The sequence below is a fragment of the Yoonia vestfoldensis SKA53 genome, assembly GCF_000152785.1.
Classification (GTDB): Bacteria; Pseudomonadota; Alphaproteobacteria; order Rhodobacterales; family Rhodobacteraceae; genus Yoonia; species Yoonia vestfoldensis_A.
Genome location: NZ_CH672414.1, coordinates 1,524,086 through 1,550,012 on the forward strand (window position 1 = coordinate 1,524,086; position 25,927 = coordinate 1,550,012).

General features: G+C 49.8%; 24 protein-coding genes and 2 pseudogenes. 7 read left to right on the plus strand and 19 right to left on the minus strand.

Going from position 1 to position 25,927, the window contains the following annotated elements; translation table 11 throughout:
* Positions 1 to 71: 71 nt before the first annotated feature.
* From SKA53_RS07540 to SKA53_RS15560, 8 genes are all read right to left on the minus strand, one after another.
* The gene (locus tag SKA53_RS07540) at positions 72 to 398 is read right to left on the minus strand and encodes a DUF3768 domain-containing protein (protein WP_040482843.1); all 327 of its coding nucleotides are present in this window, start codon (positions 396 to 398) and stop codon (positions 72 to 74) included.
* Positions 391 to 849: a hypothetical protein gene (locus SKA53_RS15555; protein ID WP_007205507.1), complete on the minus strand. Its 459-nt coding sequence runs from the start codon at positions 847 to 849 to the stop codon at positions 391 to 393. The genes SKA53_RS07540 and SKA53_RS15555 overlap by 8 nt, the downstream gene beginning before the upstream one ends.
* A gap of 461 nt (positions 850 to 1,310) precedes the next feature.
* Complete coding sequence (locus SKA53_RS07550; protein WP_007205509.1) at positions 1,311 to 1,928, minus strand: hypothetical protein; 618 nt, start codon at positions 1,926 to 1,928, stop codon at positions 1,311 to 1,313.
* Positions 1,929 to 2,000: 72 nt separating this feature from the next.
* The gene (locus tag SKA53_RS07555) at positions 2,001 to 2,738 is read right to left on the minus strand and encodes a hypothetical protein (RefSeq protein ID WP_131494585.1); all 738 of its coding nucleotides are present in this window, start codon (positions 2,736 to 2,738) and stop codon (positions 2,001 to 2,003) included.
* Positions 2,735 to 3,034, minus strand: a complete 300-nt coding sequence (locus tag SKA53_RS07560) for a hypothetical protein (protein ID WP_007205511.1) — start codon at positions 3,032 to 3,034, stop codon at positions 2,735 to 2,737. Before SKA53_RS07560 ends, SKA53_RS07555 begins: the two co-directional genes overlap by 4 nt.
* On the minus strand, positions 3,027 to 3,260 hold the full coding sequence (locus SKA53_RS07565) for a hypothetical protein (RefSeq protein ID WP_007205512.1): 234 nt from the start codon (positions 3,258 to 3,260) through the stop codon (positions 3,027 to 3,029). The genes SKA53_RS07560 and SKA53_RS07565 overlap by 8 nt, the downstream gene beginning before the upstream one ends.
* Complete coding sequence (locus SKA53_RS07570; protein ID WP_007205513.1) at positions 3,257 to 3,955, minus strand: ATP-binding protein; 699 nt, start codon at positions 3,953 to 3,955, stop codon at positions 3,257 to 3,259. The genes SKA53_RS07565 and SKA53_RS07570 overlap by 4 nt, the downstream gene beginning before the upstream one ends.
* 67 nt (positions 3,956 to 4,022) lie before the next feature.
* Entirely contained in the window at positions 4,023 to 4,811 is a 789-nt protein-coding gene (locus tag SKA53_RS15560; protein WP_007205514.1) for a hypothetical protein, read from the minus strand.
* Positions 4,812 to 4,930: 119 nt separating this feature from the next.
* Here SKA53_RS15560 and SKA53_RS15420 point away from each other — a divergent pair, with 119 nt between their 5' ends.
* Together SKA53_RS15420 and SKA53_RS15830 are read left to right on the plus strand one after the other, a co-directional pair.
* The gene (locus SKA53_RS15420) at positions 4,931 to 5,755 is read left to right on the plus strand and encodes a hypothetical protein (protein WP_131494586.1); all 825 of its coding nucleotides are present in this window, start codon (positions 4,931 to 4,933) and stop codon (positions 5,753 to 5,755) included.
* Between the two features lie 509 nt (positions 5,756 to 6,264).
* Positions 6,265 to 6,591 carry a DUF6626 family protein gene (locus tag SKA53_RS15830; RefSeq protein WP_431607683.1) on the plus strand — a complete coding sequence of 109 codons (327 nt, stop codon included), beginning with the start codon at positions 6,265 to 6,267 and terminating at the stop codon, positions 6,589 to 6,591.
* A gap of 553 nt (positions 6,592 to 7,144) precedes the next feature.
* Here the strand turns inward: SKA53_RS15830 and SKA53_RS07590 are convergent.
* Entirely contained in the window at positions 7,145 to 7,396 is a 252-nt protein-coding gene (locus SKA53_RS07590; protein WP_007205517.1) for a hypothetical protein, read from the minus strand.
* Between the two features lie 459 nt (positions 7,397 to 7,855).
* Here SKA53_RS07590 and SKA53_RS15425 point away from each other — a divergent pair, with 459 nt between their 5' ends.
* The 3 genes from SKA53_RS15425 (at position 7,856) to SKA53_RS07600 (ending at position 10,900) form a co-directional block, all read left to right on the plus strand.
* The gene (locus SKA53_RS15425) at positions 7,856 to 8,179 is read left to right on the plus strand and encodes a hypothetical protein (RefSeq protein WP_131494587.1); all 324 of its coding nucleotides are present in this window, start codon (positions 7,856 to 7,858) and stop codon (positions 8,177 to 8,179) included.
* A 5-nt stretch (positions 8,180 to 8,184) separates the two neighbouring features.
* Positions 8,185 to 8,934, plus strand: coding sequence for a SapC family protein (locus SKA53_RS07595; protein WP_165474490.1), 750 nt, complete (start codon positions 8,185 to 8,187; stop codon positions 8,932 to 8,934).
* 232 nt (positions 8,935 to 9,166) lie between these two features.
* A complete protein-coding gene (locus tag SKA53_RS07600; RefSeq protein ID WP_007205521.1) occupies positions 9,167 to 10,900 on the plus strand; it encodes a PAS domain-containing sensor histidine kinase in 1,734 nt (577 codons plus the stop codon).
* Positions 10,901 to 10,927: 27 nt separating this feature from the next.
* Here SKA53_RS07600 and SKA53_RS07605 read toward each other — a convergent pair whose 3' ends face one another.
* Positions 10,928 to 11,416, minus strand: coding sequence for a LuxR C-terminal-related transcriptional regulator (locus SKA53_RS07605; RefSeq protein ID WP_081440128.1), 489 nt, complete (start codon positions 11,414 to 11,416; stop codon positions 10,928 to 10,930).
* Positions 11,416 to 11,595, minus strand: a complete 180-nt coding sequence (locus tag SKA53_RS15565; protein WP_165474491.1) for a hypothetical protein — start codon at positions 11,593 to 11,595, stop codon at positions 11,416 to 11,418. Before SKA53_RS15565 ends, SKA53_RS07605 begins: the two co-directional genes overlap by 1 nt.
* A gap of 757 nt (positions 11,596 to 12,352) precedes the next feature.
* Here SKA53_RS15565 and SKA53_RS07615 point away from each other — a divergent pair.
* Positions 12,353 to 16,078 carry a beta strand repeat-containing protein gene (locus SKA53_RS07615; protein WP_110549017.1) on the plus strand — a complete coding sequence of 1,242 codons (3,726 nt, stop codon included), beginning with the start codon at positions 12,353 to 12,355 and terminating at the stop codon, positions 16,076 to 16,078.
* Between the two features lie 365 nt (positions 16,079 to 16,443).
* Here the strand turns inward: SKA53_RS07615 and SKA53_RS07620 are convergent, their stop codons facing one another.
* From SKA53_RS07620 to SKA53_RS07650, 8 genes and pseudogenes are all read right to left on the minus strand, one after another.
* Positions 16,444 to 17,121 carry a response regulator transcription factor gene (locus SKA53_RS07620; protein ID WP_007205526.1) on the minus strand — a complete coding sequence of 226 codons (678 nt, stop codon included), beginning with the start codon at positions 17,119 to 17,121 and terminating at the stop codon, positions 16,444 to 16,446.
* A gap of 53 nt (positions 17,122 to 17,174) precedes the next feature.
* On the minus strand, positions 17,175 to 18,947 hold the full coding sequence (locus SKA53_RS07625; protein WP_040482847.1) for an ATP-binding protein: 1,773 nt from the start codon (positions 18,945 to 18,947) through the stop codon (positions 17,175 to 17,177).
* A 1,242-nt stretch (positions 18,948 to 20,189) separates the two neighbouring features.
* The gene (locus SKA53_RS07630) at positions 20,190 to 20,939 is read right to left on the minus strand and encodes an ABC transporter ATP-binding protein (protein ID WP_040482848.1); all 750 of its coding nucleotides are present in this window, start codon (positions 20,937 to 20,939) and stop codon (positions 20,190 to 20,192) included.
* Positions 20,940 to 20,978: 39 nt separating this feature from the next.
* A complete protein-coding gene (locus SKA53_RS15835) occupies positions 20,979 to 21,203 on the minus strand; it encodes a hypothetical protein (RefSeq protein ID WP_431607688.1) in 225 nt (74 codons plus the stop codon).
* A gap of 15 nt (positions 21,204 to 21,218) precedes the next feature.
* A pseudogene (locus SKA53_RS07635) lies at positions 21,219 to 21,737 on the minus strand (ABC transporter ATP-binding protein); the annotation flags it as partial.
* A 12-nt stretch (positions 21,738 to 21,749) separates the two neighbouring features.
* A complete protein-coding gene (locus tag SKA53_RS07640) occupies positions 21,750 to 22,946 on the minus strand; it encodes a branched-chain amino acid ABC transporter permease (protein WP_007205531.1) in 1,197 nt (398 codons plus the stop codon).
* 4 nt (positions 22,947 to 22,950) lie between these two features.
* Positions 22,951 to 23,982, minus strand: coding sequence for a branched-chain amino acid ABC transporter permease (locus SKA53_RS07645; RefSeq protein WP_007205532.1), 1,032 nt, complete (start codon positions 23,980 to 23,982; stop codon positions 22,951 to 22,953).
* Between the two features lie 90 nt (positions 23,983 to 24,072).
* Positions 24,073 to 25,434 carry a substrate-binding protein gene (locus SKA53_RS07650; protein ID WP_040482849.1) on the minus strand — a complete coding sequence of 454 codons (1,362 nt, stop codon included), beginning with the start codon at positions 25,432 to 25,434 and terminating at the stop codon, positions 24,073 to 24,075.
* 242 nt (positions 25,435 to 25,676) lie between these two features.
* On the opposite strand from SKA53_RS07650, the pseudogene SKA53_RS15340 reads away from it, so the two are divergent.
* A pseudogene (locus SKA53_RS15340) lies at positions 25,677 to 25,840 on the plus strand (integrase core domain-containing protein); the annotation flags it as partial.
* Between the last annotated feature and the right edge of the window lie 87 nt (positions 25,841 to 25,927).

Genomic DNA, 25,927 nt, shown 5'->3' on the forward strand with positions numbered 1-25,927 from the left:
GCTCCAAATGAGGATAAGATAATGATCATTCTCTTTCGACGTATTCGCAGCCGTGCAGGCAACCTTAGCCTTTAATATTCCTCGGCAAGCATAATGGTCAGCACTCGCGCTGTGATAGCTGTATCGGTGGGATCGGGCGAATGCATTGAGAAGTCCAGATCGTAGTAGCTGAACTGCCAGAACACATCGGTACCAGCACGGGTGATCTTGCCGAAGTCATGCTCCGCATATGGGTCGTTGTCTGCTGTGAATGCGTCAAATGATTGCACAGCGGCCAAGATTTCCGCTGTGACAACTTCGCCAAGTGACTGAATGCCCTGTGTGACGACCACACGACAATCCATGAAGCTTTGCCGTGCTAGATCATTAAGTGCTGCTATTTTCGCCGCGTCATCCATCGGCGTTGGCTCGTGCAGCACCTGGCTTGACCGTTGGTTGCCGCAATGCTGTCTTGGCCAATACCGCATCCAACTCACCTGCAGCAGCTGCTGAGGTCAATGCCTCTAGAACTACTGTCACGTCCTTGAGCGCGTTCACGAACAAAGCATTGTTTTTCCCGTCTGCTGCGATCACACGCGCCCCGTAACGGCATTGCACATACCAACCGCCATCTTGAGCAAAGAACCACGGCTTCACACGTCGCTGTGTTTTAACCAAGACACGTTCGCCCTGATCGTTGATCATCCATTTGCTGCGCAGCTTGATGTGGTCTTTCCCCTCTAAAGCAGCTGCTAAGACCAAAGCCTGCTCCTCAAGTGCAGCAATAACCTTGTCACGACGCGCAATCACTGGATCACGTAGTATGCTCTTTGACACTGTTTTGAATGTCAATTTTGCCAGATGCGTCATAGTATAAGTACTCCCTTGTTATACACCTATAACGCGAACATAAAGTCAGCGATTGAAGTGGACGACCGGAAAGACGGGATCATCTGGCAGAAAGATTTGATCAGCCAAAGGCACGGTGTAAACCGAAGCAACGCTCACAAAAAAAGCGTCTAACGGTATAACCCGCTGACGCTGTGTTGTGGCGCATCGCCCATGTATAAATACTTAGCCCTTATGATAACTCTTATCTCACTTGATGCTGTGTCTTGCATTCGACGTTGTTTAACAACTTGAGCACCTCTTAACTTAATATACTGTTTTTATGTATTTTTCGTCTTTCAATTGATGTTTTTCATCTGTTGTCTTTGACTTGATGTTGTTTGAACATTTGCTCGTGAACAAGGATGTGCCAAGAAATTCATCTACGACACCATCCTGTTTGAGTTATCTGATATGTTGCAGTGCGCAGGGGCCTAGCCACGCTACGCTACGAGGTTTCCGTCGTCTGCCGCATACGCTGCCTGTTGTGCCTGTAATTCTTCATATGCTTGCCTAAGCCAGATTGGGCTGGCTGCCCTTTCAATGCGCTGTCGCTGAGCGTCATGTTCGTATTTAGCCATTTCAGCAAAAGTCGTGCGCTCCCAGCTGATCTCGTCCAACCAGGTGGCGCTGCCCATGCGCCAGTATTCGCGCGTGCAATAATCCACCGCGTCGCATCTGCTGATCACCGGTGTGATCCAGTTTTTGGCCAAAGGCGCTGCTTGCACGTGATGCTGTGCCCAGATCGCGTTGAGCGCCATGCAGGCCTGCTCCGGATCTGCGATAGGCGATTGCAACAAAAAGTGGATGTGGAAGTTTTCTGTGTCTGATCCTTCATGCGCAAAGCACCAACGCGGCACACGCACACCCTGTCGCTCAGCCGCGTGGCCAAAGAACACACGGTCCACTTTATTCCAGTATGAGCACAGCAATTTATGCGCTGTGGTTCTGCCGATGCTCCTGCCGTTTACAAACTTGAGCGTGCCAAATACGTCCCACTGTTGCTCCAGCAGATTGGCCATCAAAGTTGTGCGTTCCTGTCTGCGCTGCGCGAATGTCATGCACGATCCTCCTCGTGTATTTATCAACGAGAACGAAGATGCTTGGTATTTTTGAATTGTCGTCTAGAGTTTTCAACTCACACTTTTGGAATTCTGACTGCAAACAAAGTCATAATAACGCATCAGCCTAATCCGATCTATTGAACACATGTCTAAGTATTTCTGCGCACAGGTAGTTTTGGCTTTGACAGTTTTCACAGTAGAATTATCCGCAAGCATACCTTGAAACTGTGTGCGTTCGGCTGTTTTGATGCTTTTTAATAGCTTGTGCAAAACTTGAGCTGAGCCATATTTTGCGACCAAACTCTCATGAAGTGTCAAACGGATTGTTGCGTCCGCTGTCAGTAAGCCGAAGTGCGTTGGAAACCCTTCAATCATCATAAGCGTCGTCAGCTTGTTGAATTGCTTATGGTCCTCTTCAAATCTCACATGACTGTCATCATATTCGGCGCTAATCGCCTCACTCTGTGGCTCCGAGTCCAAGGACTTAATCAAAGCTTTCTTGAGATCAAACCCATCTGAAAAACGCAGAAACCAAAACAGGAGCGCATCTTGCGATGTCATGTTCCAAAACGGTTCAGATCGTTTTAATTGCCGCAAAAAGAAATTGAGTACTTTTACACCTAAGGTTTTTTGCATATGTTCATCTTCAGGACGGTGCCTTAGATAGTTCTCGATCAACATCATTTCTGGGTTAACCCAAAGACGATGCACGCCGCATTCCGTTAAGATGCCATGCAATGCATCGATTTCTGAGGGCGCACTTGGGCAACCAGCTTTTTCTAATGGTGCAATTATGTGATCCTTCATGTCGCGGCCCCAATATAATCATCCAAATAACGGAGCTGCTCATGTGGAGGCATTTTGCGCCAATCAGCTAGAAAAGCTGAGCGCTCCTCTGCTGAAAGGTTTTCGAAGATTTTTCGCTGGACGGCTTCAGAGAGAGTGTCCTCAACATCATCAAGCAGGCTAAAAAATGGATTTTGGGGTTCGTAGCTATCGGAAAGCTCTGCAATGACCCTGCGTTTAGTTATCAAGTGGCGCACATCGGCGTCTATGACCCGTGACAGACCTTTCAGTTCTAGCATCAGTGTTCTCTTATCCATGATCTTTCTCCAACATGGTGCAGACTTGGGTTTGTTCGGCTTGGGTGAGCGTAGGCCAGCGTGCGGCAAAGGCGCGGGCTTGGCCCTCTGAGAGCACTGTTTCAGCCAGCGCAACAAAGTCACTCTGAGCCACTTTTCTCGACTGTGCTGCAGCTATGACCTCACGCAGCCCGTAAAGTTCAAACAGCTTGAATTCGATGTGCATGTCTTTGATGTAACCAGTCATAGCGTACCTCCTACTGCATGAGACGAGCTTGTCGCAGAGCGGTGCAGTTGGCTGCCCCCTGCCCCATGAAAGTGACGGGCCGTGTCAACTTGCTCTTCGAGGTAATCGATGAAGTCACGCGCATCGCCCGTAAAGTTCTGCATCAATTGCTGAACGTCGTTGTGGCTGACAGTTGCACCCTCAGCAGTCAGGATCGCATGGGCACGCGGCACCCAGTTTGCGTTGCTGGGCTTTTTGACTTCCACACAGCGCATACGGCTCTGCAGGGCTGGCTTGATTTTCTTGATGTAGTTGGTGCTGGCCAACAACTGCACACTTTTATGCTGTTCAACAAAGGTGCGGGTCTTGCCAGGCAACTTGTCTTCAAACTCGTCAATTTCATCGATCACGATGATGGCGGGCGTGCCACGGGGCCACATTTGTATTTGAGCCATATTGAGAATTTTGTTGAAGATGGCTTTGTCATATTCAGCCCCGTTTAGCGTAAAATCTTCAATCTCTAAGCCAGCCTGCGCAAACTGGGTTTGTGCGATGAGCCTCAGGGCTTCGGATTTGCCAGTGCCAGGTGCCCCATAAAGCAACAACGGCTTTGTTGGGCGACGATAGGCATAGCGGTCGATGATGGCAGCCACAGTGGGATCGGCAAAGACCAAATCCTGCACAGACCGCGGCCTGTGACGTTCAACGAATGTCATGGAATGTCCTTTCGGAATGCGTGATGAGAAACTGCGAGGCTGGTCACGCCCCGCAGTTATAGTTGCGTCACTCAGCTGGTACAGCGAGGCCGTTGATGTGCAGTTTTGGCGACATGGATGCAAAGAGCTTGGGTGCGAAGCTTCGGACATCCTCAGTACGACGCTTAGCCACATCAGCGACTTGCAGGCCTTTCTGGTCATCCTGCGCTTTTTGGTCGAGGTACTTGCCGGATGCGACCAGCACTGTGTCGATCACCTTGGCGTCGTTGTTGCCAAACAGCAGATCACCCGTACCATCAGGATTGCAGCGGATCAGTCCCACCACGTAATCCTCGTCATATTCGCTGTTGGGTTGAATGAATTCTGGCAAGTTGAAGCTGGCCACAGGGATACGCGCCATGTTGAGGCCCATGACTGCGATTTGCTTATAATCATCCGCAGTCATCGTCTTGCCGTCTTTGACCTTGGATGTACGACGCACTTCTTCCACACCACCGCATTGCTGAATGTAGCTGGCCAAACTTTGCTCTGCAGGCTTGAGGTCATAGGCAATAGTCAGCAGTCGTGCAAAAGCCTGTTCGCGATTGCCCTCTTTGCCAAACACGTAACGGATCACTTTTATACCCAAGCTCGTGCTCGTCCGGGGTTTCATATTACGATCCGTAAGCAATGAATTCAGAGAACGGCGCTTGGCCGTGTCTTCCTTCATTTGTTTATAAATTTCAAAGCAACGCTCAAGAATTGCGTAAAGCTCATCATTGGATGATTTCAGTGTTCCTTCTTCCCAGACAGCACGCGCGGCTGAGATTTGATCAAGCGTCTGTTCTAATTGAACTTTGTAATTGGTGTCAGACATAGGCTGTCCTTTCTGTTGAGCAGAAATAGGCCATCAAGGAGAAGACCTCACACAGTCGAGAATCAACTATGCAATTTCAAGATTGTGCAAAAGCAAGCTCCATGTCTTAACTAACGAACATGTCGGAACTCGTTGAGTCAGGTGGCTTACGCCACAAAAGCAGGTCACGTTCCGCGCCGACCTTCAGACACGCTGCGCCTCAATTCCACTCCACCGCCAGCGCGCAAAAAGGACCAACCCCGCCATATCGCGGCGCACCGGCATGGAAATGTTCAGTCTATTACTATTGGTGGCTCTATCTGCGGCATAGCCAAGACTATCGCAAAACCTGTGCGAATAGTGGTGTTGGTTCCTGCGCAAAGCTATTTCGGGACTTTGGCAATATTTACGGTCAAACGTTTCGGTCGTGGTGGACAAACCATGATCATCTGTTCACCGAACCATCAGCAGTAGCATTTGCCAGTGATAACCATTGTTTTGGCGCTGGTGCCGAAATTGTGCAGGTACAGATTGACGTATCCTTGGGCGCAGAGGCCGTGGAACGCAGTTTGAAAGAACTGCACATGCAGTTGCTGTTTCCAGAGCGGGTAGCCCTTCACCGATCAGCAGCCGTCTATCCCGTCGCACGCCGCCCTGTGCTGGTAAATCTGCATCGCCACATTGCCGTGTACAAATGGCGTCGGCGTTATCCCGAAATGAAGGACGAAGAGATCGCTGATCGCGTCGGCCTTCATGCCGCCGAGCAAGCCAATGGCATCTCACGCAGCTACATGCAGCGGCTGGGTCATTCAACGGGGGACATTGATATCGAACTGAGGCGCGCCAAACGCAAGGCCGTGCAACATGACCTGCGCTGCGCGCGCGAACTGATCGACGGGGTCAGCAGGGGTGAGTTTCCAGTACGCACCAGTGGACGAACTGCATGTAAGGTTAATAATCCCTGAGCATATCAGAATTGCTATATATTCTACCTTAAGCATATTAACCAAACAGTCAAATATCAGTGTTTACTGCACGTATTTCAGACGCTTGCGCATCGATCTTTAATGAACTGCCTAAAAAAGTTTACTGGTTTAAACACAGTAAATGCGTTTACTGTGTTTTTTTAAAGTAAACCACTTCGCTGTGCTAAACCTGTCAACGCATTTGCTGTGTTTAAACCCTATGACTGAACCACAGCCGGTCAAAGCAGGCATTGCCAGTATGTCGTGGTGATCGTGTCGTCCACCAACACATTCGCCACGCCTGCTTGCGCTTGCGGTGCTGACCTACACGCGTGTTGGGTTCGCAGTTCTCTGATCCATCCAGTGCTTGCACGTAGCGCACAGACGCATGTTGAGGCCGTGGCTGGGTATCGGCTTTCGCCTGTGCCTTAATGCTAACGCCGGTTAGTTGGGTTGAGCAACCAAATATCTGCTAAATAGTTATGAACATGAGATATTTAGGAGATACGATGAGCGTAAAACTACTTGAACACATACGAAGTGAACTAATTAGTTCAGGAGCTGCGTCCAACACACCAGAGTTCTGCCGATCTTGGCTGGGGCGCAGTGAGGGGTACATCCGCACGCTGCGCAATCATGGGACTGGACCCAGCATAGAGACGCTCACAATCTGTGCGCACAAGCTTGGACATTATGCGCAGCGACTGCGTGCCAGCGGTCTGTCTGAACATGCTGCCATGGCTGCGCAGTTTGATCGTCTCAAGACGCTTTGTGATGATGCGATTGCGCGTCACGCTGAGGCTGTATGGCGCGCGCCTGACCGGATGGCAGTATGAGCTACTTGTGCAAAACGGCGTGCAGCGCGATTTGCCCCGAAATCCCTTTTGCCGGTAAAAATCCTGCGCTGCGGAATTTTCAGGTGAAGTACTTACAGTTTCGAGGTGGTCTTTTCGCAACACTATCCAGCGCCACCGGAAGGCTATAATGCGCATTGCGGAAATCACTGTGGTACCACTGCGTTTGCCCTCTCGTGGGAATACACAGTCGATGTCAAAGCAGGAACAACACCTGCATCCCGACAATAAAGCCCGCAGGCGACGCAAGTCAAAGCCCCTGCCCTTCAACGAACCCAAGCCCGACAACCTCAGCTAAACGCAGTATGGGGTCACACACGCGCTGTGCGCCGGCTACAGCACGGAGTCGATGCAGGACGCGCTCAGTGTAGCAGTGCGCCCCCGTTGACGCTGTACATGGGAAAATACGCAGCAACTGCACGGTAATGCCCAAACCCTTTGCACCTGCTGTGATGGTTGACGGAGTGGATGACAAGCCTAGTGCAAATACCGTAAAGAATCTACGTGTACCTAGAGAAAAGGGAATGTGCGAGGATCAATCGTAGTCGGTCTCAAACTCAATCGCGGCGTTGCGCAGAGCAGCAGAGAGCGTCGTTAGTACATCAACAGTTTGGATTGCATCCTCAAGTTGCATACGAAAATAGCGAGCATCAACCTGTGCCGTTTTGATAAGCAAAACGAACCGTCTGCGCTGTAGACCGCAGTCATAAACAATCTCATAGCCACCTTCCCGTCCCGTACGAAGGCCTAAGAAATGTTGCCCATCTTGGCTGTGGAGTGTGATCATTTGCTTCGATCCGCTTAAATACGACTGCGGCAAACTTTTGTCAGCACCCTCAAACTGTGTTGATCGTGCTGCTCGGAACCTGTGTTTGATCTTGAATGCGCAGTCATGCGAAAGACAGCAGTTAGAACATTAACGCTTCTTATTGACCAACGACTATGCGCACTCTTCAAAGAAGCAATATGTATTCTCACGATGATCATAGCACAAATGGCTTAAAAAATTTAATCTGATGACTTCAGCGTTCTCACGATAAAATACTGATAGTTTCCAGTAGCGAATTTTTTCGTACCCTTAACACCTCAATGCAATCAATAAAAATACCCAAATATTTGGGTATTTTTAACCACCCAGATTTTTTGTAACCGTTGATGAGTAAGCGCTTCGCCGCACGCCTATGATCCGGAGCAGCAAAGCCTAATGAAAAATTCGCTATGAAGAGTGAAGAAGAATGGAAGTCGCGTGTCCTCCAAAGATCAACAAAAACCACGACCCGATTTGCATACTATAAACGTCGTATCATGTAGGTCGTCTGCTGCGCAAAAAGGGACCATTTCTGGTATTATTGACATTACTGGCTTGCGTCGTGGTGCATTTGCGGAGGCCATGACGAGTGCATCAAAAGGCGATCGCATTCTCTATCATGTTGGTGAACATTGCGCTGGGGCCCACCGGGCAGATGCGCGGGCGGCTTTTGAAGGTGGAAGCGTACTATTAACGATGCGCAAGCGTGACCAGTTTGTCTTTGAATATATCGCGATCCCTGTCGCGCCCAAACCAGCATAAGGTCGGTGACGATCTTGTCCTTAAATGCCCATCGCAATTTGGGCTGGCGGCCAGCTCAAGCCTATGGGTTTGCACGCAACCTCAGCTTGGTACCGATTACAGCTGATGAATTGCCACGACTGGCAAAGGATATGACTGTGGCATTTCGCAAGCAGGGCAACCAGTGGCAGGCCGTCACACTTTTAGGGCCGATGCCAGGGCTTAATCTGCAAGTGCAGGCGGATGGATGCTGGAGCGGACGCTTTGTGCCAGGGGTGCTTCTCAGCTATCCGTTCCAGTTAAGCCCGGATTGCACGACGCTTGCTTTTTGGCCAGATTATACGCCAGAGATAGCCGGCATTAAAGGAGTAGAGCCGCTTTTCGTGGATGGGCAGCTTTCCACGGTGCTTGCAGCAGCGCTCGCCTTCTTGCAAGTCCAGCAACAGGCAATGAACCGACTTGGCCTTGTTTTGTCATGGTTGGCGCAACGTAATCTGTTGCAGGCGTGGCAAATTCCCGAGGTGGTCGAAACACCACATTTAGCACGATATACCGGACTTTTTGCCGTGGACCGCAACCGCTTGGAAGCATTAGACGAAGCGGATTGGTTTGCGCTACACCGCATCATGCCAGTCTCGACCGTTTTGACGGTAGTAAATGCGCATTTATCAAGCCTGGACCATGCAAGGGTCTTCAATCTTCACAGCAGTGACATGGGACTAGCGTCAGTTAGACACATCAATCCCGATATGAGACCAAGAGACGGTGAGCTATGACGACCAAAGACAACCTTGTGTTCTCTGTATTATGACATTGACGCTAAATTCTAAAAATGTGCCTTGGTCACAAGTTCCCTAGTATTTTGCGCTCCAATGTGGGCGAGTTTTTTTGCATGCCTGAATTGCATTTCGAGCGTATACCGGATCAGCGCAGATCTCCCAGGGACCTCTAATTATGCGATTTTGTGAAAGCTCACCCGTCCAAATCCCCGTGGGCCTGTTCAGACTAATGATCAATCTGCCAGGCAAAATCTACCTTACCTGGGCCGATGCAGCGTTTTTGGAAATTATCGAACACCCTTGCGTGCCGGTGGTAGGAGAGCTTGGTGATCTTGTGCATCCAGATAATCGTGCTAGTTTTGATGATGCACTGCAAAGCGCGGCGCAAATTCATGCGGCAACCGTTTGGCAGGGGCGCATGCATACCAAAAGCGCAATCAAATCCGTACGCATTAGTTTGACACCGCCCGACACGGATGATCCTGAACAGCCATGGACCGGCGTTTTGCAGGACCTATCCGATGTCATGGATCTGCAATCAAGATTCGAAAGTGTGCTGGATGCCGCCCAAGCCTATACTTGGCGTCGCGATATGCGCAGTGGCCAGTCGCAATTCGGCATACGTTGGGCCCAGTTCGCGAAACACGAAGACGGCAGAACCTCTATGTCGAGCGACGATTGGCTGGCCAGACTGCATCCTGATGATGTGCCTGCTGTTCGCGCCGCGGTTCAGGCGCTCGAACGCGGCGATCTGGATCACCACACTCTACTGTATCGCCGCAAGCTGGAGGATGGCAACTGGGTCTGGCTGCGCGTGCATGCCGGGGTCAGCGAAAGAGACGGGGAAGGCATACCCACGGCCTTGTCGGGTGTCAGTTTCGATATCACATCCGAAATCGAACAGCAGCAGCGCTCTGACTTGCTCAACCAAGAATTGCGCAACGAGCTATCCGATACCCAAGCAGCACTTGAGCGCACAGCCTATGAGATTACCGAAAATATCCCCGTTGGTACCTATACGATGGTGCTGATGCCAGGTGATGATCTGGCGCAATTCCGGTTCATGAGCAGGAGGTTTCTGGAAATTACGGGGCTTGACGAAGAACTAGCCCGCGCTGACCCACTGATCGGTTTCACTTGTGTTCATCCGGACGATTATGACGTCTGGGTGCAAAAGAATACCCATGCATTCGTCAATAGAGCACCGTTTCGTGAAGAAACACGGCTTCTTGTCCAGGGACAAATCCGTTGGGTCCTGGCTGAATCCATTCCACGCCTGAGAGATGACGGCGCATGGGTATGGGAAGGGGTCATTCAGGACATCACAAGCCAGAAAATCAGCGAACAGGCCATGCGTCGCGCAAATAAGAAACTCTTGAAGTTCGCAGATACAAAGGCCCGATTAGCAGAGCGTGAAAGTCTTTTGCAGGATATTCACGACGGTTTCGGCAACCAGTTGGCGATTGGCAAAATCAGGCTCCGCGATAGTGCGGGCTCGACGGATCAAGCGGTCAAGATCATTGATGATTGCCTCGACGATCTGCGGCTGCTGTTTGATAGCCTCGATGCCGAGGGGGAAACTCTTTGGACGGTTCTTGCAAGTCTACTTGAACGGACGGTGTCCCGCACAAGGTCGCTGCCGGTCACGCTTGATTGGCAGATCGATGCCGCCCGCCGGATCAAACTACCGGCACGCGTGATGTTGCAGGCCGCGCGGATCGTGCAAGAGGGCCTGGCCAATGCCTTGAGGCATGCCGATGCGCAATCAATCTCTCTGATTGTGCGGGTCGAAAGGGGCCAACGCCTGATCATTCTCAAAGATGATGGCTGTGGGTTCGAGGTCGACCAGACATCTACCGGAAGAGGGTTAAACAACATGCGTGCAAGGGCTGAAGAACAGGGTTGGCAGCTAACGATCTCCAGCGACAGCACCGGCTGCTGCGTGACGCTAGATATGGGTTAGGATAGCTCCCCCCAGAGGCGGCTGACCCTAGCGTCGCGGGTTGATCCCAAATTTCTGAGCCTCTAAAACAGCTTGGCTTTTGGAGTTTATTCCCAGCTTTCTAAATAGCGCCCTGCTATATGAATGGACCGTCGAAAGCTGAAGACCCATTTCGTTGGCACATTTTGCATAGCTAAGCCCTTCTGAAATACGCTCAAGCAGTTCGATCTCTCTTTTTGTGAGCTTTTCATCCGGGTCATGGGTAGGGTACTTGATCTCTAGAAGGTCAGATATGATATCTGCCGTAAGTGCGGGGCTGATCGGACTTCTTCCTGCAAGGGTGTGTTTAATGTTGATGGTCAGCTCTGTTGGCGTCGCATCCTTCAAAACATATCCATTAGCCCCGGCACGCAAAGCGCTGATCAGTGATTTTCTGGACATATGTGTGGTCACGACCAAGATCGGCGCTTTGGGAAAACGCGCGCGAATTCTTTCAATCACTACATTTCCGCTAATGTCTGGCAGACCAAGGTCCACTAGCGCAACGTCCAGAAGTCCGAAAATTTTGATATAAAATCAATAGCATCTTGCCCATGGCTAAACACTTGAACCCCCCAAAGATGCTCAACCTGTTCGAGCGCTTTTTCAAGGCTCTGTTGGAACTCAAATTCGTCTTCAACAACTAGCGCACGACATTGTGACAATTTGACGGACATTAGCACATTGGCCATTCTACAAGTGAGGTTCGCATGGTTTTTGCTCTTATCCCCCTGCAACACTTTATTGTCTTTGTAGCACGGCAACTTACTATAACAGGAAAAAAAGCACACACAAGAAGAACGTGATGATCGATGTTGGGTCAATCTGTCAACAGGCTCCTCAAACCTGAGCGCCGCTTTGAAGCACTAAAGAGCCGTTCTACTGCTATGTCTCTTGTCAAGAGGCCTCTTTTTCCAATCACGAACCACTGCATTCATAGCCAAATAGTGCAGAAAAACATCAGTGTTTCTGAAGGGTAGATTTGTCTTTAATAGGATCAGGCCCTATCGCAACTTCATGAACAGCTGGCATCGTACAGTGCGTGTAACAGCCGTGTTGATGCCGACCTACCCATGGCCGCAGCACGTGTAGCAATCAGCACGGGTTGCTGCGCTACGCGGCGTTTTTGGGCGTAACCATGCAGATTACCGCAAAAAATGCTTGCAGATGTTCATTGCTCAAAAGGCTGGCAGGCATAGTTTAAGTTGCTCACCCTATAAAATCGAAGGGGTTTGATTGGGCAAGATTCCAAGAGGCAATTTTTAGGTAAGACCTGCCGACCCGTAAGAGGGCTTAAGAAGTGTTGCCCATTTGGGGTCGGCAGCGCGTATAGTTCTGCTGCTGTCATAGGGCACCACAGCAGCAAAGCCTTGTTACCTTTGTAGCATTCACTATTTCTACATCGTTATCCATTGGAAAAAATTTGGAGCTCCAATGGAATATCAGCGTTCAACTCGTAGGCTAGATCCTTTAAACCCCAAATATTCTTTACAAAAACAGAAAGTTATTAACGGGTCAGTCGTGATGGCTACAGCGCTGGGGCTTGGCGCTTGCCGCAGCTCAGAAGGTTCGACGGAGGGTACAACTACAACGGTAAGTGGCTTTGCTATCAAAGGGCCGCTTGATGATTTTCGCGTGTTCATCGATGGCAACTTGAATGGCATCTATGATGCGGGTGAGGCCGTTGCCATTTCTGACACCGACGGTGCCTTCAGCCTGCAAGCGCCTGCAGGTCAAACGCTGCATGGCGAGGTTACCTCGACAACTATAGATGCAGCATCAGGGCGTGTTATTGCGGGTCACTTTGCGGCAGCACCGGCTGGGGCGACAATCATGTCGCCAATGACCACTGTTCTTGCTCAGACCACGTTGTCCGAGACCGAACTACGTCAGGCCTTGGGGCTGTCAGTCGACCTGTTGAGCTACAATCCGTTTGATGCAGCTAATATCAGCACTACAGCTGCTCGGGATGCCGAACATGTGGCCCAGCAACTTGCCAATATCACCCGCGCAATAACCGGCCTTGGTCAGGGCGCAGGACTTGACGCACGTCCAGCTTTTGACATCGCATCTGGAGCTTTAAACACGGTGCTTGTGCAGCACGTGACCCAAAACCCCAACATTGAGATGGATATGTGGGGAGATATGACCATTGGGGCGGTTATGTCCGCGTACCGAGCGGGTCTTGAAGCGGCAGGCCACTCCACTACTGTTCTTGACGCGCTGCAGGCAGAGATAGACAGCGCCATCGACATCGTAAACCAGCGTATCCTTGCGGTTGGCAGCCTGACCTCGACAGAAGCGCGGGCGGTCTTTGGGCTACCATCAGACCTCTATGATCAGATAAAGGATGCAGCGACAGCAATCGCAAATGGCGAAGCCAACCCCGGCCTGTCCCTCGACACATGGGCAGGTTTGGAACAGCAACTGGCCGAGAACGGCTTTGTGCCGCCACCGCCCGGACCGCCTGCTCCGCCTGCGCCTGTAGGCGCAGCACCGGTGTTCACCGTGAACAATCCGACCGACACATTCACCGTTCAATCCGACATCGATGCGACGCTAGAGGTGACCGGCGGCGGCGTTCTGGCGAACCTAGTGGGTGGCAACGCCTTTACCTTGGTCCAGCAGGGCGCCGTGACCACCGGCACCCTCTTCGCCCGCGCAAACGGCCAGACCAGCGCCGTCTCGGCGCAAACCTTCACCCTCGGCACGGCCGGCAACGTTACGATCGATACCACCGGTGCCAGCAACCGCGTTGACTTCATCCTCGGCGGGGATGGCAACGACAACATTTTGGCAGGATCAGGGAACGATCACATCATAGGTGGAGCTGGAAACGACACTCTTGATGGGGGTGCGGGTGTGGATCGGATACATGCGGGCGATGGCGACGATATCATTCTCGGCGACAATGATGATGTAAGTCTCGATGGTGGTAACGGAACCGATACTTTGCGCCTGTTCGCTAGCTTCACTTCAAACCGCGATATTTCTCAAATGACTTCCATCGAAGTCATCACACTAATGGCGGATAGCTTAACCCTAGACATGAGAGGGGTATTTGAGGCTGAAACGCTGAACGGATTTGCTACGGGTGCCAGCACGATCATCGGTGGGAATGCAAATGAGACCATCACAGGTGGTATGGGCAATGACAACTTAGACGGAGGTAATGGCGACAACATTTTGGATGGAGCCGGCGGTAACGACACATTAACCGGTCAACTTGGTCACGATACGTTTCGGATCACGGCAGGGACCGATACTGTCAACAGGTTCATGGGATCTGATGTTGTTGTGGTATCGGCCGGGGCAACTGCGATCGTGAATGTTGCACAGGAATTTACCGCAACGAATGCGTCACGAAACAATGGCGGTGCAGCTGCAAATGCCAGATTCAACGTCGACACGCTGAATGTCGACTTTGCGAACTTCTCAGCAATGACTGTGGTAGATGCCGTAACCGAAGGCATCGACATAAGGGGTGCAGCTGCTGTCGGAGGGCTTGGTACATCCATAATTACCGGCACGAACGGAAACGATACGATCGAAGGCTTTTCGACTGTTAACGCAGGTGCGGGGGATGATACCGTAACCGGAGCTGCTGGAAACAGCACAATTACCGGTGGCGCAGGGGCGGATACGCTGGCTGGTGGTGGTGGTAACGACACCTTCGTGTTCGGTGCCACGGACTCGGCATCAGTTCCAGGCGCTGGAACTACAGATGCCACCGGTTCTGACCGGATTACTGATTGGAACGCTGGTGATCTCATCCGGGTAACTGGGCAGGTTGCCAGCGGTTTTAATGTCGGAACTCACGTACTTGTTGGCCTCGTCGACCCATTTACTCCGGGTGCCAACGGAGCCGTAATTTTCGCGCAAAACTTTGTTAATACCACATACCTGGTCGCAATGGATGGAAATCTAGCTGACGGCGACGGGTTTGATATCGCCGTCGATGTAACAAACGCCGATACTACTGCAGCATTCACAAATGCAGCAGCGGCACGGGCCGCTACTCAGTTCGATGTGACCCTTGCGGACGGCGGTGCTACCGTGGTGCTTGGAGCAAATGCGGATACCTTAGTAGGCGGAAATGGCGCAGACAACATCACTGGCGGTGGCGGCGCCGATACGCTGACTGGTGGCGCAGGCGCAGATACGATTACCGGCGGGGCAGGTGCGGATACCTTGATTGGTAGTGCTGGCGACGACATCTTTCTTATTGGTGCTGCAGGAAAAGGAGAAGGCTCTCATCACGAGTTAGGCGAAATCATCGATGGCGGTGAGGGTAACGATACGGTCCGCTTTGTTTCTACCAAGCCTAACGATACTTTGCAGCTCACAGCTGATGTCAAAGTAGAAACCGTCGCGATTAGCGACGCCCACGGCAGCACAGTAGGCACCTCGAATTCCAATATCGATGCGAGCAACATGATTAATACAGAACATGTCATCTTGATCGGAAACAATGGTGCCAATCAACTTACAGGTAACGCTGGAAACAATACGATTATTGGAGGTGGCGGTAACGATTTAATCCGCGGTGGTCCTGGTGATGATAATCTTTCGGGAGGTGCTGGTAGTGAAGATTTCATTTTTAATTTGAGCGATACTGGTGTGAACAGAATTACAGACTTTCAAGTGTCCGTGGATGACATAATTCTAGAGGTCACCGGGTTAAGTGATCGTGATGGCGTCGCTGTTGCCGCTGATACCATTAACAACTTAAGCTTTGACTCAATTGATAATATCGATTTTGGGACAGCTAATCTTGGGAGCGGCGATGTAATTGTCGAGGTACTAACCGACAGCCGTTTTGGATTTTCTTCAGGATTGGCAATCAATTTAGACTTTGCGACTTCCACCCCTAACGAAATCGTAACCGCGGTCGAAGCAGTATTTGCAGGTAACAATTGGGGGGGGGACGGCCAGGCAGCCTACATCGAAAGCGCGAATTCCGAAGACCTCCTGTTTATTATGTATGAGGCGGCAGGCGAGGGAGATACGCAAGATGCGGTACTTATTCGCGCAACGGGTGACGGGGTTGCAGATAGTTTTGACGGAGAGTTATCGCTTAACGGCATATTGTTGAACGTCGCCGCCAACAGTCTGTCCGCAGTTGATTTCACGAACGTATTTGCTATCGAATTTGGCTAGCATTTAGATCAAACGATAGGCCTGAACCCTTAGTGCTAGAATGATTCAATTTCCGACCTAACGGGGCTGATGAAGTGGCGCACAAAATGCCCGTATTGTCGACCAATAGGATGCGGATGGCGGGCCGGCCAAAACGGGCCGGTACCTAGACATCAATGAACAGCAAAAGGCGCTGCATAGACAAAACCTTCATGGAACAGCCTTGCCACAACCTAAAATATGCATGCGCCTATCTGAACGTTTGCGAAACGGGATTTTTACAAACACCAAAGCCCTGACACAGCACATCCCGCAATCTTTGTAAGTGACGTTTTCTTCTGTTTACGATAATTAATTGTGCAAGTTCATCGCTTTAGACACCACCGCTAGCTGGTAATTCGCATCGGCAAGTTCAACCGATAGCCGTAGCCACGCATAGTTTCCAAGGTGCTCTTGGCACAGCCGAGTGAGGCGAGTTTCTTGCGGAGCCGGACAATCCGCACGTCAATGGCCTTGCGTGAGCCCTGGTCTAGATCCAGATTTAGTACTTCAGCCATTTCAAACCGCTCTAAGCCTCGCGCGCCAGCGATCGATAGGCGATACAAGATAGCCAATTCGCTGCCAGATATGGGACAGCTTGCTTGATCAAAATGCATTACCTGCGTAACCCGATTAACTGATAAGCCAATGTGTTCTGCATTCAGTCCCGCATGACGCTGCGTAAGGCGACGGACAGTCGACAACAGCACAGCTGGATTGGTAGGCTTGGTAAGATAAATGTCAGCACCAAGCTCGTAGCCCTTAACTATGTCTCCATCCCAATCACGCGCAGACAAAATAATAATTGCTGCTCCTGGGTCACTTGCTCGTATAGATTTCACTAATGAATAGCCGTCCATTTCTGGAAGATTTAAGTCAATAATAAAAAGGCCAACTGTCGTATTAGTCTCTAAATAACTCTCTGCATCCTCACACTGCACAACCGTATAGCCATTTTGTTCGAGGAAAAGTGCGGTATAATTTCGTAGGTCTTCATTATCTTCTATTAAAGCAATAGTAGTCATTGGTACCTCGTGTGGTGAAGATATTAATTAAGGACAAACGATTGCTACAAATGCTACATACCACTTGAAAACGATAGGCGCATTACAAACTCGTCATCGCTCTTCAATATCTTTAGCTCTGCACCGAAAGCATGAGTTAAATATTTTGCAAGGTATAAACCAAGACCTGTACCTGGCTGATTGGCGTTAGTTGTGTCTCGATAGTATTTTTCGAAAAGACGGTCTGGTTCTAGGATTGGGCGGCTCAATGCATTTTTTATCAAAACGTCAATACTATCCGATAACTTCTCAATGGTAATCGAAACCTGTGTTTTAGGTTTTTTATATTTTTCTCCATTCCCAACAAGATTACTTAAAACAATATATAGTCCATTCCAATCAGCATTTACTTTTATGTCCATACACTCAATATTTGCAGAGCTATCGACCGACTTCAGTACATTTTTGATCAAGCTACATAAATCTATCTCTGTTGTCTCCAGCACAAAAGCGCCGCGCTCGATGTGCTCTACACGACTAATTTGGTTTAAAACTGTACTGATGCTGTCTGTAGATTTCTGAAGTATCTTCTGATCAATCCGTCCGACAGCTTCAGCCATCTGCAAGGTAGCCAATGGCGTTTTAATTTCATGAGCTAACGTTTCCAGCAAGCGCTTCATTTCAGATCGCTTTTCTTGCTCAAGTAGCGACAGCTCAATGAAATGCTGGGCACGCAGCTCTAATTCTGTATTTGCTCGATAGGTGCGTTGCTGATGTTTTAACATGGCGTATGCAATAAAACCACCAGGAACCAGAGCATAATTCATAAACATTATATCTGAAATACGCAAGTAATTACTGTTTTCGAAATATGAAAGAATAAACAGCAAAATTAGAGGAATAGCCTGCAAAATAAAGTATGCGCCAACAGCAGTACGTGACAGCTGGATCTTTGATGTGTCGATTTTATTTTGCCGAGGCAAAACTACCATCATTGCGCCTAAAAGAAGAGTTAGGAGTGCTGAGATATTATTGACAATGAGCGCAAGTGATACTTCTCCTGAAATAAAAAAAACAGTTTTCGCAAGAGCACTCAGAAGAACCATAATTAAGAATGCCTTGATGGCCGTTTTGCAATAAATCGTACGTAACAATGCAAAATCAAATAATTGGGCAACTGTAATATAGGCGAGCCCAGTAACGTTGTGTATTAGGTCCTGCGGTGGCAGACTTTCTAGACTAGTCAAAAATCTCCACATTCCAGAGTGGACAAATAATGCCCCCGAAAACATTGCCAATCTGAGTATAAATGTTAAAAGCAAAAGTTGTGGACTGCTTACCACTGCGCTTGTCGCCCATGCAAAATACAGCAATGTTATTCCGAAAGATAAAGAAAACCAAAACACAGAAGTTATTGCCAAATGTCGCGCTTCATTAAAGCCAACAATCTTAAAAGATGGATAAATTACGTTTTTTGACGCAATTTCGATATAGATAGGTGCATCCAACTGATAACTTGTTAGTGTGACTGAATACCCTTCGGGTATCATACTTATCGGCGATGTTTCCCGATCTCCTGCGTTTAGAATTTTTTCATATCCATGAACACTGTTTGCAAACACCTGTATATTGTCGATGTGGACTGGGGTGATGATCAAATGCTGACCATCAACTACATTATCTGTTTGTGCATTGATGCGAAACCAAACTGGCTTATCTTTAAATCCTAAGTTTTTTCCAAGGTCGAATTTTGAGAAGGTGACGTTCTTCTGACTTACAATTTCTTCAATCTCATAATCACCGATAACGTAGTTGATCTCAATGTGCGCTGTCTCGGCTACAGCCATAACTGTCGAGAATAGCACAATTAGAGTACCAACGAAGCTTAAGATTAAGTGCTTTAGAAGAACAGTTACTGGCATCAGGGTTTACTCTCACAGAGGGTCCGCAATGTTGATAATACCCTGCTACGGCGGTATTTGCAAAGTTGCCTAACATTGTGTTTGCGACTATGTTTGAAACACTGTGTTTAACACAGCGTTTGTGGTTATGGTGAAATTGAACAGCATCGCACATTATATAGCACACCGTGATTTCGTGCCGATTAACCTTTTAATATCAATGACTTACAGCTAACACAAGTCTTGAAAATCCTCGTGTCGGTGGTTCGATTCCGCCCCTGGGCACCATTTTAACAAATATATAAAATGGCTGAGCTTTCGTACAGTTTCACGAAACGTGCTGCACACTCATCGCATAGTTTTGTCGCGCATTTGTGGGCCGAATTACTGCGTTGAACACAGTGTTTGTGAGTCGCGGGTTTTGACGCAATGCTTTGGATACAGATAACAAACACCCTGTTTGTGACACGGGTCTTTAAAACAGTTTGCGGAATGGCGTCAGACGTCCAGTCGGGCAGATTACATATGCACTGCCGGCGCCCGAAAGCTCGTCGTTATCGGGCAAGCCTTATACAAATCTCCACAAAATTTTGCCAGCCCCGCCGCGCGGACAATACAATTGCTAGATTTATGACGTTAACGCAGCGCATTCAGTCTGCACTTATATCCCAAGCGAAGGTTTCTTCCCTGACGCCCAATCAGTTTTTCACAATATGTCGCAAAAGAAAAATACCCCACCACGTCTCTAATGTGGTGGGGTATTCACGTTTTTGAACAAGATTGGGTAACCCCAATGGATAAGCAAGGATTTATCGCAAACCGCGACGGGTCAATAAATCTAAAGATATATGCAGTGCAAGTAAAATAAATAAAAGGATCAAATACGTCAGTTCTGTTGTAGGGATACAGAACATGTCAGCAAAAAATTACCGTGTTTATTAGGAAGCGCGCTTTCTGATACGGAGCACACTGAGCGTGCCACGATCAAAACTGTTTGATCTCGAATTCAATGATGCCCTAGTGACATCTCGTATCACAGCGGTGTTGTATTTGATCGACTTATATTCATCGCCGAAAACAACATCAGTTCATTAAGGCCATCGAAGCTAAAACGCTTTTCACCAAATGATCCCGTTTGCATCAATAGAGACTACTTTTCGTTCTATTCTACACAACAGGATACTTCGCTTAAATCGCCAGGTATTGCGCCCGTAGATCACTGTTTTCGAGAACTTCAGCAGCAGATCCATCAAAAACGACTGACCCTGTATCAAGAATTACTGCACGATCAGCCAGCTTGAGAGCGGCGACGGCATTTTGTTCGACGATCACGGTTGTAATGCCTTGATCGCGGATGACGCCTAAAGTCTTTGCGATCTCCTGAACAATGACCGGTGCCAGTCCTTCATAAGGCTCATCCAGCAAAAGAACCTTGATATCGCGCGCGAGTGCCCGCGCGATTGCCAGCATCTGCTGCTCGCCCCCAGACAGCGTTACACCTTCCTGCTTGCGACGTTCACCAAGGCGCGGGAATAGGTCATAAATACGGTCCAGCGACCACCCTTTTGGCGGAGCGATCTGAGCGAGCTGCAAGTTCTCTTCCACGGTCAAGCCAGCGATAATACGACGATCTTCTGGAACAAGTGCAATCCCTGCTGCGGCAGCTTGGTGGCTTTTCATTTCATGCAGGGGTTTGTGATCAAGCCAAATCTCTCCATGTCGCAATTCGGGATTACCAAGCCGCGCTATTGTTCGAAGCGTGGATGTTTTACCTGCGCCATTCCGGCCAAGAAGAGCAAGAATTTCGCCTTCATGGATACTAAAACTTATGTTTTGGACGATATAACTTTCGCCGTAATACGCCTCGACCTCCCACAAACTTAGAAAGGCTGGGCTTGTCGCGGCATTGTTAGCGTGCTTGTTGAAAGGTGCGTTCATGTAATCCTCCGGAAAGGGGTTCGTCTTGTGACGTATCCCTTATACTTGTGCCTCACCAAGATAGGCTTCACGCACCTTCGGGTGCCCTTTGATATTGTCTGGCGTGTCCTCAACGAGGGGCGTGCCTTGTGCAAGCACTGTAATCCGCTCTGCGAGGGAGAATACGACGTTCATATCATGTTCAATAATGGCCATCGTAATACTGCGTTTTTCACGAATCTCTTTCAGCAACGCGATTGTGTTTTGAGTGTCAGCACGTGCCATTCCGGCGGTTGGTTCATCCAAGAGCAGCAAGCGGGGGTTTTGTACCAAGCACATCGCCATTTCGAGGCGTCGCTTGTCGCCGCGGGACAGGCTCGATGCAATCATGTGTCGCTTTTCTAACATGTTTACATCTGCAAGTATTTCTTCAGCCTGTTGTTGAATTGCTTTCTCGGCAAAAATACTTTCGTAGGCGTGCATCCTGAAGGCGCCATCGCGCTTCGCAAAGCAAGGGATCATCACGTTTTCAAACACGCTCAGATCGCCAAAAATCTCGGGCGTCTGAAACACGCGACTGATGCCCATCTGATTGATTTCATGCGGCTGGCGACCCAGTATTGATTGTCCGTCAAACGTGACAGAACCGCTATCTGGAATGAGCTTTCCAACCAAGACGTTCAAAAGTGTCGACTTTCCCGCACCGTTCGGACCGATGATTGCGTGGGTAGTATTTTCCGCGATGCTAAGATTCACGTCATCTAGCGCCTTCAAGCCACCGAACCGCTTGTTTACGCCTTTGATCTCAAGGATGCCCATGTTCAGATTTCCTTATTCGGCCGGTTTTGTTGTGCTGTCTTTTGCGACAACATTTTTCTTGCGACGAAGCCAGCTACCAATCTTCTGTCCACCTTGGATAAGGCCTCCGGGCAAAAAGATTACGACCAACATAAACATTATGCCCAGCGTCAGATGCCACCCCTTGCCAATAAAGGGATAGACAACCGCAACCATAAAATCCTGCAGTCCATCCGGCAAAAAGGCAAACCAACCTTGCAGGATTGACTCGTTGATTTTGGAAATGATGTTCTCGAAGTACTTGATAAAGCCCGCGCCGAGAACTGGCCCAAGCAGCGTCCCCGCACCACCAAGTATCACCATGATTACGATTTCGCCTGATGCGGTCCAAAACATGCGTTCTGGGCCAACCTGAGTATCCATTGCCACAAGAAGGCCGCCCGCCAAACCGGCATACATGCCGGAGATTACAAACGCAGCGAGTGTATAAGGCTTTGGCGACAGACCAGCGTAATTCATGCGTTGCTGGTTCGACTTGACCGCGCGCAGCATCATGCCGAAGGGCGACCGGAAAATCCTGATTGCGAAGTAGAAGGAAATCAACATCACGACGGCAGCCACATAATAGCCGAGGTTAAACGTGAACTGCCACCCAGCTAATTCAAGCTGATAGCTAGAGCCCATACCATATCCAAACAGGTTTGCCCGTCCGATTTCGCCGGCCTCAAGCGCCTTATCAAGCAAAGGCGTATCCGTTGATTTGATCTGCAAGCCAGTCTCACCACCGGTGATTGGTGTTAGTACAGAATAGGCCAGCGAATAAGACATCTGCGCGAATGCAAGAGTAAGGATCGAAAAGTAGATTCCTGAACGGCGCAGTGAAATGTATCCAACGACAAGCGAGAACACGCCCGCCACGATGACCGCAAAAATGATCGACGGGATGATGTTCATCGTGACCAGTTTCATCGACCAGATCGCTGCGTAAGAACCCACACCCAAGAATGCCGCATGCCCGAAGGACAAATAGCCAGTCAATCCGAAGAGGATGTTAAACCCAATCGCAAGGATGCCGAAGATAACAAATCTCTGCATCAGGTCCGGATAGCCCGCATTAAACTGCGACATGGCCGAACCTTCGGGGAAAGGGTTCAAAATGACTGGGGCAAGCAATGCAAGCGCAGCGACGAGCAAAAGTAATTTTCCATCTTTCGATTCCAGACCAAACATCTGATTATTCCTCCATAACACCCTTGCGGCCCATCAATCCCCGTGGACGGGTCAGCAGAATGATGATGGCAACAAGGTAAATGATGATTTGGTTGATGCCTGGAAAGCTCTGAACGATCATCGGCATTGACGCAAAACTTTCTAGGATGCCGAGTAGGAATCCAGCGGCTACCGCACCAGGGAGAGAACCCATTCCCCCGACAACAACAACAACGAAGCTGAGGACAAGAAAGTCCATGCCCATGTGATAGTTGGGCGCGACGATTGGTGCGTACATTACCCCTGCGATACCAGCGACCGCGGCCGCCAATCCGAACATGAACGTAAAGCGCTTGTCGATATCGATACCAAGAAGTCCGACTGTTTCGCGGTCGGCCATACCGGCTCTGACCACCATGCCAAAGGTCGTGAATTGCAGAAAGGCAAACACACCGGCGATAATGACCACGGAAAAGAAGAAATAAATCATGCGCCAGTACGGATACATGATCGTCACCGGATCAAACCCCAGCCAGATACCAAAATCGAGGCTGCCGTTGAACGCTGGCGGTGCTGGCGTCTGGATCGGGTTGGCTCCGAAGAAATACTTGATGATTTCCTGAAGCACGATCGCAAGGCCAAAGGTTACAAGAATCTGGTCCGCATGGGGACGTTTATAAAAATGCTTGATCAAACCACGCTCGATAATCAGCCCGATAGTGATCATGACTGGTATCGCGAACAGAATTGACAAAGGAACCGACCACTGGATAATCGACGCCGCCAGATCAGGACCAAGCCAATCCTGGATATATGGTACCTGTACTTTGAGCGGGTTGCCCAAAAAGTCAGTGCGCGTTTCGTCAATTACTTCATGGCTGAACGACAGCAACCGAGAGAAGGTCACGGCGCAGAACGAGCCAAGCATAAACAGCGCTCCATGAGCGAAGTTTACCACGCCCAGAGTGCCGAATATCAGCGTCAGTCCAAGCGCGATAAGCGCATAGGCCGAGCCTTTGTCTAATCCGTTGAGTACTTGTACAATGATCTGGTCCATAGATCAGGTGCCTCGCATGGTGAATAGGCTGGGCTTTTCGACAAAGATCAGGACGCGCGCAGTCAGCCCGCACGCGTCCCCTTTGTTTTTTTAAGCGCCGTTGTTACAGTTTCCGAGCGCACCGCCCGCGAACTGTGGATGCTCCGGATCGTAGGTGACTTGGTCGACAGGTGTCACCTCGACGATCTCGACCAGGTCGAACTCGTTTTCTGGGTTTTCCTTGCCGCGCACGACAATAACGTCCTTGAAGCACTGATGATCGGCAGACCGGTACAGTGTTGGGCCGTTGCCCATGCCGTCGAACTCAAAATCGGCAAGTGCTTCGTCGACTGCGCATGGCGCAAAGCTTCCGGCCCGTGTGACCGCATCAGCGTACAGCAGCGTCTGGACGTAGCAGGTATGGGCGGCCTGCGACGGTGGGAAGCCATATTTGGCACCAAACGATTGTACGAAAGCATTCGTACCGCTGTACTTTGATCCGAGCTGGTCTTCGAGCTTCCAATCCCAGTTCTGCGAACCCAGAATCCCGGCAATGTTTGCACCGGCACCGCGCGCCATCAGCTCTGAGTACAACGGAACAACAATCTCAAAGTTCTTGCCGTTGGCTTGTGCATCGCGCAGACCGAATTGTACGGCATTGGTCAACGAGTTGACCATGTTTCCGCCGTAATGGTTCAGAACGAGAATATCTGCACCGGAGTTCAAAACAGGCGCGATATACGATGAAAAGTCAGTCTGCGTCAGCGGCGTCAACACCGTGTTAACAGTTTCCCAACCCATCGCTTCGGTAGAAGACCGAATTGCCTCTTCAGTCGTATAGCCCCAGTTGTAGTCGGCAGTCAGGTGATATGCCTTGCGATCTTTACCGTATTGAGCGGCTAGGATTGGTGCCAGTGCAGCACCCGACATATATGAGTTAAAGAAGTGACGGAAACCGTTGGCCTTGCGATCCTTGCCAGTCGTATCGTTCGCATGGGTCAAGCCCGCCATGAACACGATGCCAACCTCTTGGCACAGCGCCTGAACGGCAACAGCTGTCCCCGACGACGAACCGCCGGTGATCATGATTGCGCCGTCTTTCTGGATCATCGACTGCGCAGTCGCGCGTGCAACGTCAGACTTGGTTTGGTCGTCGCCAGAAACGTATCTTACTTCCCGACCAAGTATGCCTGTTCCGTCCAGAGCTTTGGACGAAAACGTGTTGAGCATCCCGCCGTCGCCTTGGCCATTAAGATGCTCGACCGCAAGCTGAAGCGCGCGAAGCTCATCGGCTCCTTCGTCAGCATAAGCACCCGTTAGCGGCACCGAAAAACCAAGAGTTACATGGTTTGGGCCAGGCGCATTTGTGAAACCTGCTTCCTGCGCACGCAGGTACGTCGGCAACGCGAGCCCAGCACTGGCGAGAAAACCAGTCTTGAGAACGCCACGACGCGAAAATCGCGAATTGGACATTATTATCCTCCCTGTTGATCAACGCCGGTCGAGCCTCCTCGCTCTTGCGGCATACGCTCCTTAACGCTCGTCCAAGGTCATGATAATTACGCAATCTGGCAATAGATTAATTCACGAAAGATGATTGGTGAAAAAATAATTAACAAAATAAGTTTATGTCGTGTTAATTATTTTACAAATTTGCAGACAACCTATTGAATTATATATGAATACAATCTTTGCGTTACCTCCGATTTAGCGGCCGCTATAACCAGGCAATCCGGCATGAATGGCTGGACCAATACAGCTTCGAAAGCATCGCGGTGGCTCAGGATCAAGCCACGCAATGGCTGTCGATTTACAACAGCGCCGCCCCAACATGTGCAGCGGCGGCATCATACCTGCCATGAGACTGAAAATGGCGGCGTACGCTTTACAGGTGTACTCTTTCAAAAATGAGGCGATTACCATCACAGTCGCACTTCAATCTCAGACATCAGCCGGTTGGCTTCTT

What these genes read in the sequence shown, in the direction of transcription:
- SKA53_RS07570 (WP_007205513.1), bottom strand. Translation starts at nt 3,955, where the DNA reads ATGACATTCGTTGAACGTCACAGGCCGCGGTCTGTGCAGGATTTGGTC.
- SKA53_RS07645 (WP_007205532.1), bottom strand. Translation starts at nt 23,982, where the DNA reads ATGGACCAGATCATTGTACAAGTACTCAACGGATTAGACAAAGGCTCG.
- SKA53_RS07615 (WP_110549017.1), top strand. Translation starts at nt 12,353, where the DNA reads ATGGAATATCAGCGTTCAACTCGTAGGCTAGATCCTTTAAACCCCAAA.
- SKA53_RS15835 (WP_431607688.1), bottom strand. Translation starts at nt 21,203, where the DNA reads ATGGCACGTGCTGACACTCAAAACACAATCGCGTTGCTGAAAGAGATT.
- SKA53_RS07560 (WP_007205511.1), bottom strand. Translation starts at nt 3,034, where the DNA reads ATGGATAAGAGAACACTGATGCTAGAACTGAAAGGTCTGTCACGGGTC.
- SKA53_RS15565 (WP_165474491.1), bottom strand. Translation starts at nt 11,595, where the DNA reads ATGTCCGTCAAATTGTCACAATGTCGTGCGCTAGTTGTTGAAGACGAA.
- SKA53_RS15560 (WP_007205514.1), bottom strand. Translation starts at nt 4,811, where the DNA reads ATGTCTGACACCAATTACAAAGTTCAATTAGAACAGACGCTTGATCAA.
- SKA53_RS15830 (WP_431607683.1), top strand. Translation starts at nt 6,265, where the DNA reads ATGAGCGTAAAACTACTTGAACACATACGAAGTGAACTAATTAGTTCA.
- SKA53_RS07650 (WP_040482849.1), bottom strand. Translation starts at nt 25,434, where the DNA reads ATGTCCAATTCGCGATTTTCGCGTCGTGGCGTTCTCAAGACTGGTTTT.
- SKA53_RS07630 (WP_040482848.1), bottom strand. Translation starts at nt 20,939, where the DNA reads ATGAACGCACCTTTCAACAAGCACGCTAACAATGCCGCGACAAGCCCA.
- SKA53_RS15555 (WP_007205507.1), bottom strand. Translation starts at nt 849, where the DNA reads ATGACGCATCTGGCAAAATTGACATTCAAAACAGTGTCAAAGAGCATA.
- SKA53_RS15420 (WP_131494586.1), top strand. Translation starts at nt 4,931, where the DNA reads ATGTCGGAACTCGTTGAGTCAGGTGGCTTACGCCACAAAAGCAGGTCA.
- SKA53_RS07640 (WP_007205531.1), bottom strand. Translation starts at nt 22,946, where the DNA reads ATGTTTGGTCTGGAATCGAAAGATGGAAAATTACTTTTGCTCGTCGCT.
- SKA53_RS07565 (WP_007205512.1), bottom strand. Translation starts at nt 3,260, where the DNA reads ATGACTGGTTACATCAAAGACATGCACATCGAATTCAAGCTGTTTGAA.
- SKA53_RS07620 (WP_007205526.1), bottom strand. Translation starts at nt 17,121, where the DNA reads ATGACTACTATTGCTTTAATAGAAGATAATGAAGACCTACGAAATTAT.
- SKA53_RS07550 (WP_007205509.1), bottom strand. Translation starts at nt 1,928, where the DNA reads ATGACATTCGCGCAGCGCAGACAGGAACGCACAACTTTGATGGCCAAT.
- SKA53_RS07600 (WP_007205521.1), top strand. Translation starts at nt 9,167, where the DNA reads ATGATCAATCTGCCAGGCAAAATCTACCTTACCTGGGCCGATGCAGCG.
- SKA53_RS07540 (WP_040482843.1), bottom strand. Translation starts at nt 398, where the DNA reads ATGGATGACGCGGCGAAAATAGCAGCACTTAATGATCTAGCACGGCAA.
- SKA53_RS07590 (WP_007205517.1), bottom strand. Translation starts at nt 7,396, where the DNA reads ATGATCACACTCCACAGCCAAGATGGGCAACATTTCTTAGGCCTTCGT.
- SKA53_RS07555 (WP_131494585.1), bottom strand. Translation starts at nt 2,738, where the DNA reads ATGAAGGATCACATAATTGCACCATTAGAAAAAGCTGGTTGCCCAAGT.
- SKA53_RS07625 (WP_040482847.1), bottom strand. Translation starts at nt 18,947, where the DNA reads ATGGCTGTAGCCGAGACAGCGCACATTGAGATCAACTACGTTATCGGT.